The sequence below is a fragment of the Chryseobacterium viscerum genome, assembly GCF_025949665.1.
Lineage (GTDB): Bacteria > Bacteroidota > Bacteroidia > Flavobacteriales > Weeksellaceae > Chryseobacterium > Chryseobacterium viscerum_A.
The window spans coordinates 330,665-347,959 of sequence record NZ_JAPDFT010000003.1; the positions used below are offsets into that span (position 1 = coordinate 330,665).

Here is a 17,295-nt window from a genome sequence, read left to right on the forward strand (position 1 = left end):
TTAATAAAACAAATATGGCTTTTAAATAAAAGCCATATTTTCAGCAATATAGGTCAACGTTACCCATAGCTCTATATGTTTATCAATTCTTTAAAAAAAGGACATTTTAAAAACATTTTATATTTGCTGCAACAAAAAAATCAACAGATGATGAAAAAAAAGCTATTGTATATGGCATTATTTGTTATGTTTATTCATATAAATGCACAGGTAGGTATTAAAACACCAACACCACAACATACATTACACGTCAACGGTTCTCTACAGGTTGTTAAAGACCTGAATGTAGGTGGCGATGACAGAACAAAAGGAAACTCAGGAAACAAAGGTGAGGTACTCATGTCAAACGGAGCCGGAAATACTCCGGTTTGGAAAACAATTGAATCTGAAAACTTCTTAAAAGTAGTGTATGTGGGAAATAAAACAGATATCAGCCCATCCAGTGGCAGCTATACAGGAACACACTCTACTCCGGTCAACACTCATGAAAGTTATTCACAAACCTATGTTTTTAACGTGAGTAATAAGATTGATACAGCTTATCTGACCTATAATTCAACAACAGGACTTTTTACAGTAGTAAAACCCGGGTTTTATAATATTGTTCCTTATGCAACCTATGATCTTAATTTAAATCCGTCAGGACAAACTGCAGGAACAGCTAATTCTTATATCCAAAAAGTATCGCCTACCCTTACAACACTTGCAGGAATATCCACCGGACACGGAGAACGTACTACAGGATTGAATCATAATCTTTCATCCATTAATTTTTTTAATACGGGAGAAACCTTCAGGATACGCTGCCGTTATACTCAGGATTTCAGATTGTCAAGCGGTAATATTCATATTTCTTACCTTACTCCATAAACAGTAAAACAAACGTCAATCACTTCAATAACATTCATATATTCAAAAACCCCACAGAAAAATCTGTGGGGTTTTATTTAACATTTATGTATTGGATAAAAGTTTAGTTTAAAGAAAAAGTATATACATTTCCACCTTCATCCTTCCCTTTCTCATCAGCAATCATTACTGTTTTATCATCAAGAAAAACAATAGCTTCCTTCTGTGAGTTATGATTCAATGGAATTTTCTGAATTTTAGCAGAGCTGAAATCGTTGGCAGTAAAACCTGTAAGAACGTGAACATTTTTATGTGTCAGCAATACAATTTTATCTTTCGTACTGTTGATGGTAGCTGAAGTGATGGCCGCATCATTATAACCGCCCTGAAGTTTTAATGTTCCTATTAGCTTTGCTTCAAAATCACCTTCTTTATTAGGCACTTGGAATACAAGGAAAGTCCCGTCAAAACCTTTGCTCCTGTTTTTAGTGAATAAATAAAAATTCCCATCCATTTCTACAAAAGCTTCGCAATCGTAGAACAGCTTCGATTTTTTTGGTGGAAATTCCGTCTGACCCTGATAATGGAATTTTGTAGTCTGAACAACCTGGGTAACGGTTTGTCTGCTGTCTTTCAAATCTGTTTTTAAGATAGCCAGATCCTGTCTGTTATTATCATTATTTCCAAAATCTCCGATATAAATATTGCCCTGAGAATCTGATATGATATCTTCCCAGTCTGTATTTTCAGCATTTTCTACCGGTATTTTTGCCACCATATCACCTTTATCACTCAGACCATATATTGCATTTTTATTTCCTCTGTCTTCTATCACCCAGATTGTTTTCTTATCTTTTGACAAAGTAATTCCGGAAACTTCCTTCAACTTTTTAGGTAGTGAAAACTGGACTTTCAATTCATCCTCATTAGACGGAGAATTCTGAGCTTTTGGATTGCAGCTCAATAAAAGCAAAGCAGGTAAAATAAGAAAACGTAACATATTTATTTTTTATTTTTTTAATTGAATGTAAGAAGCATTAATTGTTCCAATAAAGAGCTATGAAAGCTTTTTTGCTCTCTCCCAAAGAACATCCATTTCTTCCAGAGACATATCTGCCAATTTTAAATCCTGTTCTTCAGCAAGTCCTTCCATTTTTTGGAATCTTGAAATAAACTTAAGGTTGGTTCTTTCTAAAGCCGAATCGGGATTAATCCCTGAAATCCTTGCATAATTAATCAAAGAGAAAAACACATCGCCCAGCTCCTGTTCTTTCTTATCCAGATCGGTTTCAGCATGAAACTCCTGAATCTCTTCATCTACTTTTTTCCAGGCATCTTCGGCATCATGGAATTCAAAACCTATTCCTTTTACCTTATCCTGTATTCTGTAGGCTTTTACCAAGCTCGGTAAGCTTTTCGGTACACCTCCCAAAATAGATTTGTTTCCTTCCTTTAATTTTAATTTTTCCCAGTTTTGCTTCACTTCTTCTTCATCTTTCACTTCAACATCTCCATAAATATGAGGATGACGGAAGATCAGCTTTTCATTAAGGGAATTGATCACATCTGCGATATCAAAACTTTCTTTTTCTGAACCAATTTTAGCATAAAAAACCAAGTGAAGTAAAACGTCACCCAGCTCTTTTTTTATCTCCTGCAGATCATTCTGTAAAATAGCATCGGAAAGCTCATAAGTTTCTTCAAGGGTAAGATGGCGAAGCGACTCTAAAGTCTGTTTCTGGTCCCACGGACATTTTTCACGAAGATCATCCATGATATCCAGTAATCTTCCAAAGGCTTCCAGTTTCTCCTGTTTCGTATTCATAAGTATTGGGAAATTCAATCTTATACAAATGTAAGGGATATTTTGGGTCTGTGGTAGAAGTTAGCGTTGAAAGTTGAGAGTTTATAGATATGAGGTACGAGTTACGGGGCGCGAGATTCGCGTTTAATGTTTAAAGATAAAGACGAAATTTGAACTCAGCAGAAAATTTCCCTAATCCCCATCATCTGCTACCTGCTACCTAAAACCAAAAGCCTTGTCAGGAAATTCCCGACAAGGCTTTGTATTTTTAATTCAGAACTGAATTATCCTTGTTTTCTGTGCGTACTTTTCGGAGCTGATTTTGCAGCTGAAGTAGCTTTTACTTTTGGAGCAGCTGGTTTCTCAGCTTTTGGAGCTTTTTTAGCTTCTTTTTCAATGTTTAGTTCCTCTGCAGGCTCTCCATCCAAAGTTTCAGGTTCTGCCTTTACAAAACTTTCAGGAGTAATATATCCTGCTTTGTGAAGAACATTGTACCACTGAGCCAATTTCTTGATATCAGAAGAATATACTCTTTCTGTATCATAGTTAGGAAGAGATGCCAACATAAAATCTTTCAGATCTGCATCAGAAGATTTGTGAGAAATAGTTTCCTTATAGTCGTTGTTTTTAGCAATATTTTCAAATACTTCAAACAAAGGAACTTCTTTTTCAAATGTAAACATGGCAATATTATCCAACAAACTTACCTGGCTTGAGTTTCCAATACTTACTTTTTTCTTACTGGTAACATCTTCAATGATGAATCCGTTTCTTAATTGAGAAACTAATTTGTAAAGTCCTGGTTTTCCAGAAATTGAAATTATTTTTTCTAACAGCATAATTTTATTTTTTGTAAATTCTGCAATCAGCTCTAAGCTTTTTGCTTTATATTATTTCTTTTATCCTTGTTTAAATTATTTTGGAAATCTCATTTTGTAACCAATGTTTACGTCACCCTGAGAGATTTTTGTCAGTTTACCTTTTACCAGTTTCTTTTTCAGAGCACTCAGGTGGTCAGTAAACAGTACCCCTTCAATGTGGTCATATTCATGCTGAATTACGCGGGCTCTAATATCGGAAAAAGTTTCTGTATGTTTCACAAAATTTTCGTCATAATATTCAATAACGATTGTACCCTTTCTTTTTACATCTTCTCTTACATCCGGAATAGAAAGACATCCTTCATTGAACTTCCATTCTTCACCTGATTCTTCAAGAATTCTGGCATTGATGAATACTTTCTTGAACTCTGCCAATTCATCTTTAATATCTTCGTAATCCTCATCTTCGGCAAGAGGTGTCACATCTATTATAAATACACGGATATCCAAACCGATCTGAGGCGCTGCAAGACCTATGCCATTTGCGCTGTACATCGTTTCGAACATGTTATCTATCAGTTCCTGTAATTCGGGATAATCTTTATCTATATCTTTTCCCACTTTTCTCAAAACAGGATCCCCAAAAGCTCTTATCGGTAATATCATCTTAATCTTTGTTCTAAAAAATTCTGCAATATGATGGTTGCACTTACTTTATCTATTAATCCTTTTTCCTGCCTCTTTTTTTTGTTTTTTCCACTTTGGGAAATAAAAAATGAAGCCATTTTGGAAGTAAATCTTTCATCAAAACGATGAACTGCAATATCCGAAAATTCTTTTTTAAATTCTTCAATGAATCTTAAAATATCGGTTTCTACTTCCGAAACGTTTCCTTTCAAATCTATGGGAAGCCCAACCACTACTTCATCTACCTTATTTTCACTGAAATATTTTTTTAAAAATTCCATTAAAAAACGGTTCTCTACAGTCTCCAGCCCACTGGCTATAATCTGCATATCATCTGTTGCAGCGATACCACAACGAGCCTTTCCGTAGTCTATTGCAAGGATTTGTCCCATAAGTCTGCAAATTTAGTAAAATTTACTGATTTTATTCATAACGCAGTTTTTTTATATAAATCATGTTTTATTCCATTATTTTTTTTATAATTTTAATCTTCCAAAAAACAATTATATGAAGAAACTCATCCTCGTAAGACATGCAAAAAGCGACTGGCCGGAGGAAACGGAGGACTTTGACAGACCTTTGGCAGACAAAGGTTTGACAGACGCTATGCATATGTCCAGATTCCTTAAAAACAATAACATTTCCATTGATCACTTTGTGTCCAGCCCCGCGGTACGTGCACTGAATACATGTAAAATTTTCAATCAGGCTTATCAGCTTAACTGTTCTACTGATGAAAAATTGTATAATCCTTCGGAAAGAAGTTTTGAATCTGTAATTTATGATCTGGATGACACCCTGAATTCAGTTGCTTTTTTCTCTCACAATAATGGAATTTCCAATTTTGCCAATTCTATTTCTGAAGATATTTTTCATTTCCCTACCTGCGGAGTCGCTGGTTTTGAAGTAGACTGTGAATCCTGGTCCGAATTTGATGGTGCCAAAAAGAAACTTCTGTTCTTTTATGAACCAGGGAAAATATAACTTCATTTCATTATTTTTTATGTCACAATACTTATCCTTCTTTTCTCATGTCAGAAACAGAAGAAATTTATTTTGATCTTAAGCAGAACTTTCCCTTTTCACAGCAAGTTCCGAATCTTGTACAATAAACCAACATTTCTTTTACCGACTGCATATTTCCCTCCTCTGGAGGGGTGGCAGGTTTTAGCTAAAGCCATTATCGTTGTAAACATAAAAAAACGGGCTAAAGCCCGTTCCTATTGAATATTTTTTTGATATTATTATTTTCTCTTTAAGTCCAGATCATCAAAATCAAAACTGAAATCTGTCACATCAGAAATTGCCTTCAATCTTGCAGATTCTGCCTTTCCGTTTTCGTCATAACTGAAAATAATATAAGCATCTGCATCATAGCTTCTGTCATCCCATTTGATAATGAAAGAATTGTTGGAATAAGGAAGCAGTTCTCCTTTTAATCTTGGAGAGTTTTTGCATGAAATTCTGTAAGTATTTCCTTGCTGTGAAATTTCTACATCACCAAACCAGACATCATTATAAGTTCCTGTGAACTGTTCCGCTTTTGGCTGAAGGGATTTTTCTTTTTTAAAAGCTTCTGATTTCGCAAAGGCGTCTTTCTTTTGTTTATTAAAATCTGCTTCCATCTTAGACATTCTGTCGCCATACGTTTTCAGCCAGTTTCTGTCTGCTACACCAAGATAAGAATCTTTCACTGTATTGGTAATGGTGTTGAAAGCGGCTCCGGACTGTTGGTTCGTCAAGACTACAATTCCCAGTTTCATATCCGGAATTAAAGTAAACTGTGTAACCGTTCCGATCAATCCTCCGGTATGCTGTATCTGTTTGTGGCCTTTAACATCGCTCAGGAACCATCCTAAACCATATCCGTAGAAGCTTGTATCGTATGGATTTTTTGCTGCAACTCTATCTGGAATCTGCAGGCTCCAAAGCTGCTGAACATTTTTATCTGAAACTAATTTTTTCCCATCTTTAGTAGTAAAATTGTTTAGCAGACATTCTGCCCAAGTCGTCATATCTTTGATGTTACTCATTATTCCCCCTGCAGCATTTCCTGTTTCATTCCAGTCATGAGGAACAGCAATAGCTTTTCCGTCTACAGGAGCGTGTGCATCAATTTTGTTTGCAATAGCTTTTGCTCTGTTGTAGCTTCCGAAACTTGAAGTCATGCCTACAGGCTTCATAATTCTTTGCTCAATAAATTCTGCCCAGCTTAATCCGGAAACTCTGTGAATTACCTCTCCGGCTACAATAAACATGATATTGTTATAATCTAATTTTGTTCTGAAAGGATTTTCAGGTTTCAGGTATCTTACATTATGAACAATATCATTAACAGTTAAGCTTCCTCCTTCAGGAAAGAACATAAGATCTCCCTGCCCTAGCCCTAATCCGGCTCTATGCGTAATAAGGTCTTTGATCGTTACATTTTGAGAAACGTATGGATCGTACATTTGAAATTCAGGAATATATTTTGAAACTTTATCATCCCAGTTCAGTTTTCCTTCATCTGCTAAGATGGCTAATGCTGTACATGTAAAACCTTTGGAATTGGAAGCAATTCCCACCAATGTATTATCATCCATAGGCTGTTTGGTCGTAAGAGAACGTACTCCAAAGCCTTTGGAATAAATCATTTTTCCATCTTTTACAATTCCTACGGACATTCCCGGTACATCAAAGGTTTTCAGTGTATTTTGGATCAGTTCATCCAGCTTTTTTTCTTCAACCTGTGCATTGGCCAATCCTACGGTCAAAAGAAAAATGAAAAAAGAAAGTTTCTGTTTCATTGTTTATTTTAATTTTCCCAAATTTACTAAATATTAAGTGATGCTAATTTTAGCAGTGTTAAAACTTTACAATAAATCAGTTGTATTCATGAAAAAGCCTATTTGTATCTGTATTTTCTCTCTTTTCGCTATCAGTGGTATCAAAGCCCAGGACAGAACTTCCAATCCTTTACTTTTACAAACCTGGAATCTCAGTAAAATGGATACTTATATTTATACCTACGAAAAGCAGGATGGTTTTGAAGCAAGAAGAGAAGGAATCAGGTTTCAGAAAAGTGGAAAGATCACAGGGAATCTGATTAAATCTACCTTAAGATATGATACTCTGGAAGCCCCTGTTACTAAAAATGAAAAACCAGACCGTTATATCGGGAGCTGGAAAAAAGCCTCAGATTCTACAGTGACTTTGGTATTTCCTTCCAATACGAATATGACCGGTACTTTTGTTATTTCAAAGCTTACGGAGAATCAACTGAAGCTAAAAAAGGTTTTCAGTGCAGCTATAGAAAAGAAACTGGATTCTATCCGAAGAACGAAAAATATTACTGACTGATAATAGTAATTACTTCTGAAAACAATCAGACCAGAGAAGTTTATTAAAGCTTCTTATATTTGCAGTCTTAAAAAATAGTAAAAATGGTATTCAACAGATTATTGGCTTTCTTCTTACTGATAGCAGGATGTAATTTATATTTTTCTCAGGACATCACTATCAAAGATGACAAAGTTTTATTGGATGGAAAGCAGATTCTGAAGGCTGAAAAAATCAACGTTGCCCAGTATTCATTTTTTTCTATGAAGGATGATGAAGAGATTCTTCTTTACCGATATATGGATAATGAAACTCCAAGCTATGTAAGTGATGATTATTTTATCCTGAATTTTCTGCCTGAAAAAACAAAAGTAGAATCTACAGATATAGCTAAAATTGCCAATTTTATGAATTCCAAAAAAGGAATGGAAAAGCTGATAAAATGGTTATTAAAAGAAAGAGTGATCAATCATGACGGAGAGCTGAATCCTGACCGTTTAGCGATATTCAAAGATAAATACCACGAAAATATTACAGAAAGAACCCTAAGATAATGACAAAGATCCTTCTCCTTTCCGATTCCCATTCCTATATTGATGACCGGATCCTGGAATATGCTTCTCAGGCCGACGAAATATGGCACTGCGGAGATTTTGGAAATCTGGATGTCATTGAACAGCTGGAAAAGATAAAACCACTGAAGGGAGTGTACGGGAACATTGATGATGCTAAAATTCAGGCTGAGTTTCCGGAAGTCAACCGTTTCTTTTGTGAAAAGCTGGAAGTTTTGATGATACATATCGGAGGTTATCCCGGAAAATATACTCCACTCACTAAAAAAGAAATAGCAGAAAAAGCTCCGAAATTATTTATCTCAGGGCACTCTCATATTTTGAAAGCCATGTATGATGAGAAAAATAATCTGCTGCACCTCAATCCCGGTGCCTGTGGAAAACAGGGCTGGCATAAAGTAAGAACAATGATGCGCTTTGTGGTAGACGGTGAGGAAATCAAAGATCTGGAAATTATTGAATTAGGACCAAGAGTTTGATGAGTGAAAGCATACGAGTGTTGGAGGGTTTTAGAGTTTGAGGATAGAGGAGCTTGCCTTCAATACATTTTACTTTCTACCTTTGCACTAATATTGGGTTCAGACAAGTCTTAAAAAATTATGAAGATCGGCGATAAGGTTTCGGTAGTAGATGAAGATTTAAGCGGAGTAATTACTTCCGTGAAGGGAAGTATTGTCGTTTTTAAGGATGAATATGGTTTCACTCACCAGTATGCAAAAGAAAAACTGGTTCCCAAGGATTCGGATCTTTATGAAAATATCAGAGTAGTAAGAAAAGCAGAACCTAAAAAGATCATTTCTAAGAAACACCAGAAAAATCATTTGGTTTTAGACCTGCATTTTCATAATTTGGTGAAGAATCCCAATGACTATGACAGTTTTGAAAGATTGTTTATTCAAAAGGAAAAACTGATTGAAGTGATTGAATTTTGCAGAAAGAACAACCTGAAAAGACTGGAGATTGTTCACGGCATTGGTGACGGAACGCTGCAGAGGATGGTTCGGGATGTATTGGAAAGCCAGGTTAATATTGATTTTTATAATAAGGAAATACTTCACCATCAATCGGGTGCGGTAATGGTAGAATTTCACTAAATTTGCAGCAATTGAAATATGAACGTACTTAATTTACTTTTTACCAAAGACGGATTGATCTGCCAGATTGTTAAAAACAAAAGCATTCTGGAGGAAAAGTCTTATTTCGTTACTGAAGAGACACCAGCCAATCTTATTGAGCAAAAGCTGGATGAAGTTCTTATTAAGCAGCGCTATGACGAGATCCAGGTGATTTCGGCTTTTAATCATTTTACCCTGATGCCGGAAGGTTTTTCTGAGCATGAGACAGGATTTGATCTGATTGCCTTCAACGCTCCTACCGACAGAGAAAAGGAAGAGCTAATGCTTTCTATCAACAAAAAATTCAACATTCAGTTTTATTATACTTTCCCGAAGAATTACTATAAGAAAATAAAAGAGCTGGCCATACCTGTTCATTTTAATTTCTCAGGAGAAAAGTTCCTAAGCTCAATCAATAACAAAACCAATAAAGAAATTCACATTAATCTTTACCATAATCAGTGTGAGTTTTTTGCGATTGACAATAAAAAAATTATTCTTTATAATAACCTGGATGTCAACTCAGAAGTAGATTTCCTTTACTTCATTATGTTTACATTGAGCAAGATAAATTTTGGAATCAACGAGACAAACTTTTATGCTTATGGAGAAACTACGGAAAATGAAACATTCATCTCCGAGCTTCAGAAATTTGTTAAAAATCTGAAAATTGTTTTTGACAATATTCCAAACAAGAATTTTATACTTAATTAGGTTGCAGGCTGTAGGTAACAGGGATTAGAATCCCCCAATAATCACCTGCCGTCTATAATCTATCACCTAAACCCTAACAAAAAATATGTTCAGAATAATATCAGGCAAATGGAAAGCCAAGAAAATTGCCGCTCCTAAAAATTTTGATGTAAGGCCTACCACCGATTTTGCGAAGGAGGCTTTATTCAGCATTCTGGAAAACAAATACGATATGCAGTCGATCTCCGTTCTTGATCTTTTTGCAGGAATTGGCTCTATTACCTTTGAATTTGCTTCCAGAGGATGCAAGAGTGTTACTTCTGTAGAAATGAATCCAAAGCATACGGCATTTATCAACACTACCGCTTCTGAGCTTGATATGGCACTTCAGATCAATGTGCAGAGAGGTGATGTATTTGACTGGCTTAAAAAATTCAGAAATAAAAAGTCATTTGAGATTGTTTTCTCAGATGCTCCCTTTGAAATGGAAGAGAAAAAATATTATGAACTGATTTCTCTGGTTTTAAACAATAAATACCTGAAAGAAAACGGAGTTCTTATTGTAGAACACCAAAGCCGTATGAAACTGGAGCATCCCAATCTAATAGATACCCGAAAATACGGGAACGTAAGTTTCAGTTTTTTTGAACCGAATAAAGAAGATAATCAGGAGCTTTAATTCCTGATTATTTTTTTTGATTTTTCCGGAGCTGTTTTTCCCCAATCTGTAATCGCTTCCAATACGGGAAGAAGAGTTTTTCCAAAGTCCGTTAAGGTATATTCTACCATTAACGGAGGTTTTTCTGTAAATACTTTTCTGTCAATAATATCATCTTCTTCAAGCTGCTTCAGCTGAAGGCTCAACGTTCTTTCCGTAATGGTAGGAATTACTTTTCTTAGCTCATTATATCTTTTGGCACCATCTATCAGATGATATAAAATAACTGCCTTCCATTTTCCTCCTATAAACCTCATGGTAACACTGGTACAGCATGGGTATGCTTTATCATCTATTGTATACATTTTTATACTATCCTTTTTTACCGTTATTGCAAAATTAATAAACTTAAATTAATTTTGTAACTATAAAAATGATAGTATAAAATTATGAACTTTTTAGACAAAATGAAAAACAGGTATACTGTAAAAAAGTATAACCCACAGGGAAAAATCAGTGAAGAACAGATTGAAGAACTTAAAGAGATCCTGAATCTGAGCCCATCATCCATCAACAGCCAGCCATGGAACTTTATCTTCGTTAATGATCCGGAACTTAAAAAGCAATTGGGTGACAAGTCTTATTTTAATAAAGCAAAAGTTCTGGACAGCAGCCATATCATTGTCTTTCAGGTGATCAAAAACATAGAAAACTTTGAGAAGCAAATTGAAGAAAACCTTCCGGAAGGATCTGTGAACTATTACCGGACTATGGTAAAACCTAAAGGAGAAACTGAGATAAAATCATGGCTTGGACATCAGGTTTATTTATCATTAGGAGTACTGCTTTCTGCCTGTGCTGCTATGGGAATAGACTCCACACCGATGGAAGGAATTGAACCTGAAGGATATGATGCTGTTCTGAATAATGAAAAATATGAGACCTTATTTGCAGTTGCTATCGGACAGAAAGATGAGACAGATACGAATCAGCCAAAGTTTAACCCAAAGACGAGACTGAAAGCTGAAAAAGTAATTGTGGAAGCGTAATTTAAACACGAATTTCACCAATTATTTCACAAAGAATACAAATAAAAGTGAATATTATTTCCTACGAATTTCATAAAGGACACAGATTTCTAGGTACCCTTTAATTCTAAAAGCGTTATCATCTGTGGGATTTGTGAAATCCGTGGGAATTAAATGAAGCATAAAGCTTTATCGAAAATAAATCTTTGTGCCTTAAAAACATGATTTTGTAACGACAGCATGTAACAAATAAAAAAGTCTGCTTCGCTATGAGGCAGACTTTCTGTTTATAATACTTTCAATTCTAAATCTATTGTTTTCCCAAAGAATTTCTTAGAGATCTTTTCAAAATTCTTGGTAAGATCGGAAAGGTAGAAGTGATAATTCGGTTTGGGATTGTTATCATTTAAAAGATTGTATTTATCCAGAATAATCTTCAGATGATTGGCTACAATATTCGGGGAGTCAATAACACGAACTCTGTTTCCGTAATACTGCTTGATTTCATCAATGAGAAGAGGATAATGGGTACAACCCAAGATGAGTGTTTCAATATTTTTTAATTTACTGTTGCTTAAATAATTATAAATAATAGCATGGGTGATAGGATGGTTTTTAAATCCTTCTTCAATAGCAGGAACCAATAATGGTGTTGCCAATTCATCTACTTTGATCCACTTATTATGCTTTCGGATACTTTTTTTATAAAGCCCTGAATTCACAGTTGCTTTGGTAGCAATCACTCCTACATTAGTATGGATTTCATAAGATACTTTTTCGGCAACAGGATTAATAACGTCTATGACCGGAACTTTCCCTGCAACAGACTGCATTACTTCGTTTAAAGCATTAGCTGTTGCCGTATTACAGGCAATCACAATGGCTTTACAGTTCTGCTCCAGCAGAAAATTGGTAATCTTTGTAGAATATTCAATAATGGCTTCCTTGGATTTTTCTCCGTAAGGAAGGTGCTTTGTATCTCCAAAGTAAATCAGATCTTCGTTAGGCAGAAGTCTTTTAATTTCTTTGGCAACGGTAAGGCCTCCCACCCCGCTATCGAAAATTCCGATAGGCTGGCTTGGTGAAAGATGTGAATAATCTTGTTTTTTAGTTTTCAAATGAACTGAAATTTTATACAAAAATAGTGAATTTTATGGCATATCTGTATACATACAAACATTATACAATAAACAAATCTGAGGCAATTCCATCTGCCATAAACCAATGTTTTTCAGGAATTTTCAAATGATCATTTTCAACGATTAAAATACCTTCTTCTAGTTTTGTTTTGATTTCTCTCTGAAAATGTTCCAGCAATCGATCTGAAAATTTATTTTTTAAGCTCGTAAGATCCACCCCCCAGATAGTACGTAGGCCAATCATGATCATTTCATTGAACTGATCTTCCTTAGAGAGAATTTCTTCTTCTTTGGCTAACAATTTATCATTAAGCTTTTTAATGTATTGCTTGTTATTGGCAACATTCCAGCTTCTGACATCGAAGCCGTTATAAGAATGTGCTGAAGGTCCTATTCCCAGATATTCCTGGTATTTCCAATAGGAAGAATTATGACGGGAATAGAATCCCGGTTTTGCGAAATTGGAAACTTCATAGTGCTCAAAGCCGTTATCTTTTAAAAAGTCAGATAAATAATAGAATTCTCTGTTCTGTTCTTCTTCTTTTGGACTTTTCACTTTTCCTTTTGAAATCCAGTTTTCCAAAGCTGTTTTAGGCTCAACTGTCAAAGCATAAGACGAAATATGAGGAACTTCCAACGCAATTGTTTTATTCAGATTTTCTTTCCAGATCTCAAGATTGGAGGTTGGTGAACCGTAGATCAAATCAATACTCAGGTTTTCAAAGCCAAAATCCTGTGCCCGTTTGATAGAGCCTTCTGCCTCGGAAGCAGTGTGTGCTCTGTTCATTAATTTTAGATCCTCTTCAAAAAAACTTTGGGTACCAATAGACAATCTGTTCACAGGTGTTCCAGCTAGCTGCTTTAAAAAACTTTTATCTAAATCATCCGGATTGGCTTCCAGCGTAATTTCAATATCTTTTTCAAAACTGAAATACCGTAACGCCTCATCAATTAAGGAATTGATTTCATCAACGGAAAGAATAGAAGGTGTTCCCCCTCCAAAATACAAGGATTTCAGAGTTCTGTTCTGTAATTCATCTTTTCTAAGCATCAGTTCGGTTTTCATTGCACTAAGCATATCATCCTTGAAATTCAGGGATGTTGAAAAGTGGAAATTGCAATAACTGCACTTTTGTTTACAGAACGGAATGTGAATATATATCATAAAAAAAGCTCTGAAATTTTTCAGAGCTCAAATTTATTTAAATTAAATTAATTAGTATCTAAATCCTCTAGCATTAATAAAGTTGTCAAAGTTATAACCAAGACCAATCATGAAGCTGTTTCCACCATAGCTCTGGATATCAGATATTCCAAGGTTATAAGTTGCTCCGATCATAAATTTGTTGAATCTCACTTTTACAATTGGAGAGATACTCAGGTTCTGATTATCAAATCTGTTCTGAACCGTTCTGTAGCTTACCCCGAAAGAGAATGCATTGATATCGTTAGAGAATGTAGCCATAAGGTTCCAGTCTATCATTCTCGTTGAGTTTGTATTAAGGTTGATCAATGCTGAAGGTGCAATTGTAATATTATCAGCAATGTTCCAGTTGTATCCTAAGTTTAAGAAGAATTTAATTGGAGAAGGCTCGTAGTTGTTTACGATAGAAGCATCATTACTTAATGCGATATCATTTACGGAAACACCCCCGAATAATCCTCTGTAGGTAGCAGCCAAACCGAAGTTTGCATACACCATGAAGATATTACTTTCTTCACCTCTCAACAATGGGTCGCCGCCTTCTTCAGTATTAATTTTAGAATAATCAAAGTTCATGTTATAGAAGTTAACACTTGTACCGAAAGAGAACTGGTCTTTTCTATCTCCTTCACTACTTAGAGGAATAAAATATGAAGCACCAGCTGTGATTCCCCCTGCAGAAATAGGTCCATTACTATCTCTGAATACGGAAATACCAGCACCTACTCTATCAAAGATATTCGCATTAATCCCGATTGACTGTACATTCGGAGAATTGTTGAACTTTGAAAATTGTTGTTGATAATTGGCGTTGAGCTGTACGTAATCTGTTTTTCCGTATTGAGCTGGGTTGAACAGGAACTCACCATCCAAAAGATATTGCTGATAGTATGGTAGTGATTCTTGTGCTTTGTATGCATTTGACAAAAGAGCTAAACATACGATAGCATATAGTTTTCTCATAACAAATCTTGATTTCAATTCAACAAATATAAAAAAATTCTCAATATATTTTTAGTTTTCCAAATAATTTCTCCATTTTTTTACAGCATCCGCCATATCTTTGGGCATTGGGCTCTCAAAATATAATTCCTTTTTAGTCGTTGGGTGTATAAATCCGAGGGTATGGGCATGAAGGGCATGTCTTGGTAAAATTTCAAAAACATTTTTAATAAATTGTTTGTATTTAGGAAGATTTACCCCTCTTAAAGGAGTGTGTCCTTCATATCTTTCATCATTAAACAAAGTATGACCAATATGTCTGAAATGCGCCCTGATCTGATGGGTTCTTCCCGTTTCAAGTTTACATTCTACCCATGTCATGTATTTGAATCTTTCAAGGACTTTATAATGGGTTACAGCGTGTTTCCCCTGGCTGCCATCTTCATAAACAGACATCTGCATTCTGTTTTTAGGATGTCTTCCGATATGGCCTCTGATTGTACCTTCTTCATCCTGAGGGTTTCCCCATACAAAAGCCCAGTACAGTCTTTTGGTTGTTCTGTTGAAGAATTGTTTTGCCAGAAAGCTCAACGCATACTCATTCTTGGCGATCACCAGCAGTCCGGATGTATCTTTATCAATCCTGTGAACAAGCCCTACTCTATCAAGATCAGACTTTGCTCCATTCTTTTCAAAATGGAAAGCCAGCGCATTCACCAATGTTCCGTCCCAGTTTCCGAATCCCGGGTGTACCACCATTCCGGCTTCTTTATCCACTACCACAAGATCATCATCTTCATAAATAATATTTACAGGGATATCCTGCGGAATAATGACATTCTCTCTTGGAGGATGGGTAAGCAGTACCGAAATCTGATCTCCCGGTTTCACACGGTAATTCTGTTTCACCGGAGTACCGTTCACTACAACGTTTCCGGCTCTGCAGGTTTGTGAAATTTTATTCCTTGAAGAATTCTGTCTGTAGATCAAAAGGAACTTATCAATTCTTAATGGCTCCTGTTTGCTGTCAACAGTGATATTAAGATGTTCATACAATCCCTTATTTTCCTCGTCAATATCGATGTTTTCAATACTGTTGGAATCTAATAATTCTTCATCTAAAAAATCTTCGTTATCTTCTGACATTGTTTTATATTTTTTACACAAAAGGCCTCAACATTTTGCAGTTGAAGCCTGTATTTTTGATATTAATCTGATCTTATTCTACGACTACCTTCTTAGCTTTTGGCTTTTGAACAGGCTGTTGTGTCGTTGTGGAAGCAGCTGGTTTAGCTGTGTGTCCTGTAGCAGGGGCAGCAGTAGAAGTTTTAGGCTTCTCTGTTCCTGAAGCTGCAGGTTTAGAAGTCGTTGTCTGAGTCTTAGGAGTCTCAGGTTTTGGCACTTCAGGTTTTGGAGTTTCTCTTCTAGGTACCGGAGCAGGGACTACGGGCGCATCATAACTTGGCTCATTATGTACTTCTTCATATCGTACCGGAGGAAGTGAAGTATCCACCTTCATACGGTAAATAGAATTCAGCTGCTCTATTTTTGCTCTTAATTCTGCCGGAGTTTTCTTACTGGCCCAAAGGTCAATCTGCATTCCCTGGTCACGAACATCCCCTGAAGCAGGATCCTGATAATAAATAATATCCGATTCGTCTGTGCTTCCATCTTCATGCTCTACCAATCCAACTTCAAACATACTTTTAGTAATGACAGCTCTGGCTTCTTTTACCGTAAGTCCTACTACATTTGGAATAGAAATATTTCTCATAGGTCCTGATCCTACTACTACATCAATAACTGAGAATCTAGGTAAACGTGCCCCTGGATTCACTGCATTTCCTTTATATAAAATTCTTAAAAGAGCATCCTTCTGAATACTCGGTTCATAAATGGTATCTCCAATTTTAAGACCCACCTGATCCAGTCTCTGGAACGCCAGCCCTGAATATTTATTGATAACATCCGGAACGGCAATCGGAGCCCATGTTCTCGGGTTTACTGTAAGGTGTACTGTTCTTCCGTCCTTTACACGGGAACCCGGTGCAGGGTAAACCTGAAGAACCTGGAAGGGTCTGTATTTAGGATTATAATTGGCACTGTCTACTTCATATTCCAATCCTGTATCATCTAAAATTTTAACAGCGTCATGTATAGATTTATTAACAATATTAGGAACAGGTATTTCCTGACCATGATTTGTATGGTGTTCCAACCAGCGAAATGTGAGCCATACCAACCCTGCAAAAACACCGATGGCTATTACTAAATTCAGTAAAACTTTCCAATTGAAAAGTGATTTAAGCATACTTAAAAATACTTTAATTATAACCGCAAATATAGCTAATAATTTTAGAATGGACTTTTTATTTAACACAATTCATTTTTGATCTTAAAATTTGCCGATTTCCCATATTGCATTACATAAAATGTTTAAATTTGCCTTAATTGATACTATA

General features: G+C 35.7%; 21 protein-coding genes. 9 read left to right on the forward strand and 12 right to left on the reverse strand.

Going from position 1 to position 17,295, the window contains the following annotated elements; translation table 11 throughout:
• Positions 1-147 precede the first annotated feature (147 nt).
• A complete protein-coding gene (locus OL225_RS18390; RefSeq protein ID WP_264519173.1) occupies positions 148-870 on the forward strand; it encodes a hypothetical protein in 723 nt (240 codons plus the stop codon).
• Positions 871-973: 103 nt separating this feature from the next.
• On the opposite strand, the gene OL225_RS18395 is transcribed toward OL225_RS18390, so the two are convergent.
• The 5 genes from OL225_RS18395 to ruvX all read right to left on the reverse strand — a co-directional run bounded on the left by OL225_RS18395 (position 974) and on the right by ruvX (position 4,553).
• On the reverse strand, positions 974-1,849 hold the full coding sequence (locus OL225_RS18395; RefSeq protein WP_264519174.1) for an SdiA-regulated domain-containing protein: 876 nt from the start codon (positions 1,847-1,849) through the stop codon (positions 974-976).
• A gap of 57 nt (positions 1,850-1,906) precedes the next feature.
• The gene (gene mazG / locus OL225_RS18400) at positions 1,907-2,674 is read right to left on the reverse strand and encodes a nucleoside triphosphate pyrophosphohydrolase (protein ID WP_264519175.1); all 768 of its coding nucleotides are present in this window, start codon (positions 2,672-2,674) and stop codon (positions 1,907-1,909) included.
• A gap of 263 nt (positions 2,675-2,937) precedes the next feature.
• The gene (locus OL225_RS18405) at positions 2,938-3,492 is read right to left on the reverse strand and encodes a DUF5606 domain-containing protein (RefSeq protein WP_047377741.1); all 555 of its coding nucleotides are present in this window, start codon (positions 3,490-3,492) and stop codon (positions 2,938-2,940) included.
• A gap of 75 nt (positions 3,493-3,567) precedes the next feature.
• Entirely contained in the window at positions 3,568-4,140 is a 573-nt protein-coding gene (def, locus tag OL225_RS18410) for a peptide deformylase (protein WP_149835105.1), read from the reverse strand.
• Positions 4,137-4,553, reverse strand: coding sequence for a Holliday junction resolvase RuvX (gene ruvX, locus OL225_RS18415; RefSeq protein ID WP_047377739.1), 417 nt, complete (start codon positions 4,551-4,553; stop codon positions 4,137-4,139). The genes def and ruvX overlap by 4 nt, the downstream gene beginning before the upstream one ends.
• A 115-nt stretch (positions 4,554-4,668) precedes the next feature.
• Here ruvX and OL225_RS18420 point away from each other — a divergent pair, with 115 nt between their 5' ends.
• Complete coding sequence (locus OL225_RS18420) at positions 4,669-5,145, forward strand: SixA phosphatase family protein (protein WP_047377738.1); 477 nt, start codon at positions 4,669-4,671, stop codon at positions 5,143-5,145.
• Between the two features lie 260 nt (positions 5,146-5,405).
• Here OL225_RS18420 and OL225_RS18425 read toward each other — a convergent pair whose 3' ends face one another.
• Complete coding sequence (locus tag OL225_RS18425; RefSeq protein ID WP_264519176.1) at positions 5,406-6,950, reverse strand: serine hydrolase; 1,545 nt, start codon at positions 6,948-6,950, stop codon at positions 5,406-5,408.
• An 88-nt stretch (positions 6,951-7,038) separates the two neighbouring features.
• Here OL225_RS18425 and OL225_RS18430 point away from each other — a divergent pair, with 88 nt between their 5' ends.
• The 6 genes from OL225_RS18430 (at position 7,039) to rsmD (ending at position 10,541) form a co-directional block, all read left to right on the forward strand.
• The gene (locus OL225_RS18430) at positions 7,039-7,503 is read left to right on the forward strand and encodes a hypothetical protein (protein ID WP_264519177.1); all 465 of its coding nucleotides are present in this window, start codon (positions 7,039-7,041) and stop codon (positions 7,501-7,503) included.
• Between the two features lie 83 nt (positions 7,504-7,586).
• Positions 7,587-8,036, forward strand: a complete 450-nt coding sequence (locus OL225_RS18435; RefSeq protein WP_047377735.1) for a hypothetical protein — start codon at positions 7,587-7,589, stop codon at positions 8,034-8,036.
• Positions 8,036-8,533 (forward strand): metallophosphoesterase family protein, encoded by a 498-nt coding sequence (locus OL225_RS18440; RefSeq protein WP_264519178.1) that lies wholly within the window; start codon positions 8,036-8,038, stop codon positions 8,531-8,533. The genes OL225_RS18435 and OL225_RS18440 overlap by 1 nt, the downstream gene beginning before the upstream one ends.
• Positions 8,534-8,653: 120 nt before the next feature.
• Positions 8,654-9,148: a Smr/MutS family protein gene (locus OL225_RS18445; RefSeq protein ID WP_047377733.1), complete on the forward strand. Its 495-nt coding sequence runs from the start codon at positions 8,654-8,656 to the stop codon at positions 9,146-9,148.
• Between the two features lie 18 nt (positions 9,149-9,166).
• Positions 9,167-9,883, forward strand: a complete 717-nt coding sequence (locus tag OL225_RS18450) for a DUF3822 family protein (RefSeq protein ID WP_047377732.1) — start codon at positions 9,167-9,169, stop codon at positions 9,881-9,883.
• A gap of 85 nt (positions 9,884-9,968) precedes the next feature.
• Positions 9,969-10,541 carry a 16S rRNA (guanine(966)-N(2))-methyltransferase RsmD gene (gene rsmD / locus OL225_RS18455; RefSeq protein ID WP_047377730.1) on the forward strand — a complete coding sequence of 191 codons (573 nt, stop codon included), beginning with the start codon at positions 9,969-9,971 and terminating at the stop codon, positions 10,539-10,541.
• Here the strand turns inward: rsmD and OL225_RS18460 are convergent.
• Positions 10,538-10,885, reverse strand: coding sequence for a winged helix-turn-helix transcriptional regulator (locus tag OL225_RS18460; protein ID WP_264519179.1), 348 nt, complete (start codon positions 10,883-10,885; stop codon positions 10,538-10,540). The two genes, rsmD and OL225_RS18460, sit on opposite strands and share 4 nt — an antisense overlap.
• 84 nt (positions 10,886-10,969) lie before the next feature.
• Here OL225_RS18460 and OL225_RS18465 point away from each other — a divergent pair, with 84 nt between their 5' ends.
• On the forward strand, positions 10,970-11,569 hold the full coding sequence (locus OL225_RS18465; protein WP_264519180.1) for a nitroreductase family protein: 600 nt from the start codon (positions 10,970-10,972) through the stop codon (positions 11,567-11,569).
• Positions 11,570-11,835: 266 nt separating this feature from the next.
• Here the strand turns inward: OL225_RS18465 and murI are convergent, their stop codons facing one another.
• From murI to OL225_RS18490, 5 genes are all read right to left on the reverse strand, one after another.
• Complete coding sequence (gene murI / locus OL225_RS18470) at positions 11,836-12,666, reverse strand: glutamate racemase (RefSeq protein ID WP_047377727.1); 831 nt, start codon at positions 12,664-12,666, stop codon at positions 11,836-11,838.
• A 61-nt stretch (positions 12,667-12,727) separates the two neighbouring features.
• The gene (hemW, locus tag OL225_RS18475; protein WP_264519181.1) at positions 12,728-13,852 is read right to left on the reverse strand and encodes a radical SAM family heme chaperone HemW; all 1,125 of its coding nucleotides are present in this window, start codon (positions 13,850-13,852) and stop codon (positions 12,728-12,730) included.
• Between the two features lie 51 nt (positions 13,853-13,903).
• Positions 13,904-14,854, reverse strand: coding sequence for a PorP/SprF family type IX secretion system membrane protein (locus OL225_RS18480; protein ID WP_047377725.1), 951 nt, complete (start codon positions 14,852-14,854; stop codon positions 13,904-13,906).
• Between the two features lie 51 nt (positions 14,855-14,905).
• Positions 14,906-15,979, reverse strand: a complete 1,074-nt coding sequence (locus OL225_RS18485; RefSeq protein ID WP_047377724.1) for an RluA family pseudouridine synthase — start codon at positions 15,977-15,979, stop codon at positions 14,906-14,908.
• 73 nt (positions 15,980-16,052) lie between these two features.
• Positions 16,053-17,144 (reverse strand): PASTA domain-containing protein, encoded by a 1,092-nt coding sequence (locus OL225_RS18490; protein WP_264519182.1) that lies wholly within the window; start codon positions 17,142-17,144, stop codon positions 16,053-16,055.
• Positions 17,145-17,295 lie beyond the last annotated feature (151 nt).

Coding starts and splice junctions, on each gene's coding strand:
- OL225_RS18430 (WP_264519177.1), top strand. CDS start 7,039: ATGAAAAAGCCTATTTGTATCTGTATTTTCTCTCTTTTCGCTATCAGT.
- ruvX (WP_047377739.1), bottom strand. CDS start 4,553: ATGGGACAAATCCTTGCAATAGACTACGGAAAGGCTCGTTGTGGTATC.
- rsmD (WP_047377730.1), top strand. CDS start 9,969: ATGTTCAGAATAATATCAGGCAAATGGAAAGCCAAGAAAATTGCCGCT.
- OL225_RS18435 (WP_047377735.1), top strand. CDS start 7,587: ATGGTATTCAACAGATTATTGGCTTTCTTCTTACTGATAGCAGGATGT.
- OL225_RS18425 (WP_264519176.1), bottom strand. CDS start 6,950: ATGAAACAGAAACTTTCTTTTTTCATTTTTCTTTTGACCGTAGGATTG.
- def (WP_149835105.1), bottom strand. CDS start 4,140: ATGATATTACCGATAAGAGCTTTTGGGGATCCTGTTTTGAGAAAAGTG.
- hemW (WP_264519181.1), bottom strand. CDS start 13,852: ATGATATATATTCACATTCCGTTCTGTAAACAAAAGTGCAGTTATTGC.
- OL225_RS18440 (WP_264519178.1), top strand. CDS start 8,036: ATGACAAAGATCCTTCTCCTTTCCGATTCCCATTCCTATATTGATGAC.
- OL225_RS18465 (WP_264519180.1), top strand. CDS start 10,970: ATGAACTTTTTAGACAAAATGAAAAACAGGTATACTGTAAAAAAGTAT.
- OL225_RS18490 (WP_264519182.1), bottom strand. CDS start 17,144: ATGCTTAAATCACTTTTCAATTGGAAAGTTTTACTGAATTTAGTAATA.
- OL225_RS18460 (WP_264519179.1), bottom strand. CDS start 10,885: ATGTATACAATAGATGATAAAGCATACCCATGCTGTACCAGTGTTACC.
- OL225_RS18405 (WP_047377741.1), bottom strand. CDS start 3,492: ATGCTGTTAGAAAAAATAATTTCAATTTCTGGAAAACCAGGACTTTAC.
- OL225_RS18395 (WP_264519174.1), bottom strand. CDS start 1,849: ATGTTACGTTTTCTTATTTTACCTGCTTTGCTTTTATTGAGCTGCAAT.
- OL225_RS18485 (WP_047377724.1), bottom strand. CDS start 15,979: ATGTCAGAAGATAACGAAGATTTTTTAGATGAAGAATTATTAGATTCC.
- OL225_RS18480 (WP_047377725.1), bottom strand. CDS start 14,854: ATGAGAAAACTATATGCTATCGTATGTTTAGCTCTTTTGTCAAATGCA.
- OL225_RS18390 (WP_264519173.1), top strand. CDS start 148: ATGATGAAAAAAAAGCTATTGTATATGGCATTATTTGTTATGTTTATT.
- OL225_RS18445 (WP_047377733.1), top strand. CDS start 8,654: ATGAAGATCGGCGATAAGGTTTCGGTAGTAGATGAAGATTTAAGCGGA.
- OL225_RS18450 (WP_047377732.1), top strand. CDS start 9,167: ATGAACGTACTTAATTTACTTTTTACCAAAGACGGATTGATCTGCCAG.
- mazG (WP_264519175.1), bottom strand. CDS start 2,674: ATGAATACGAAACAGGAGAAACTGGAAGCCTTTGGAAGATTACTGGAT.
- OL225_RS18420 (WP_047377738.1), top strand. CDS start 4,669: ATGAAGAAACTCATCCTCGTAAGACATGCAAAAAGCGACTGGCCGGAG.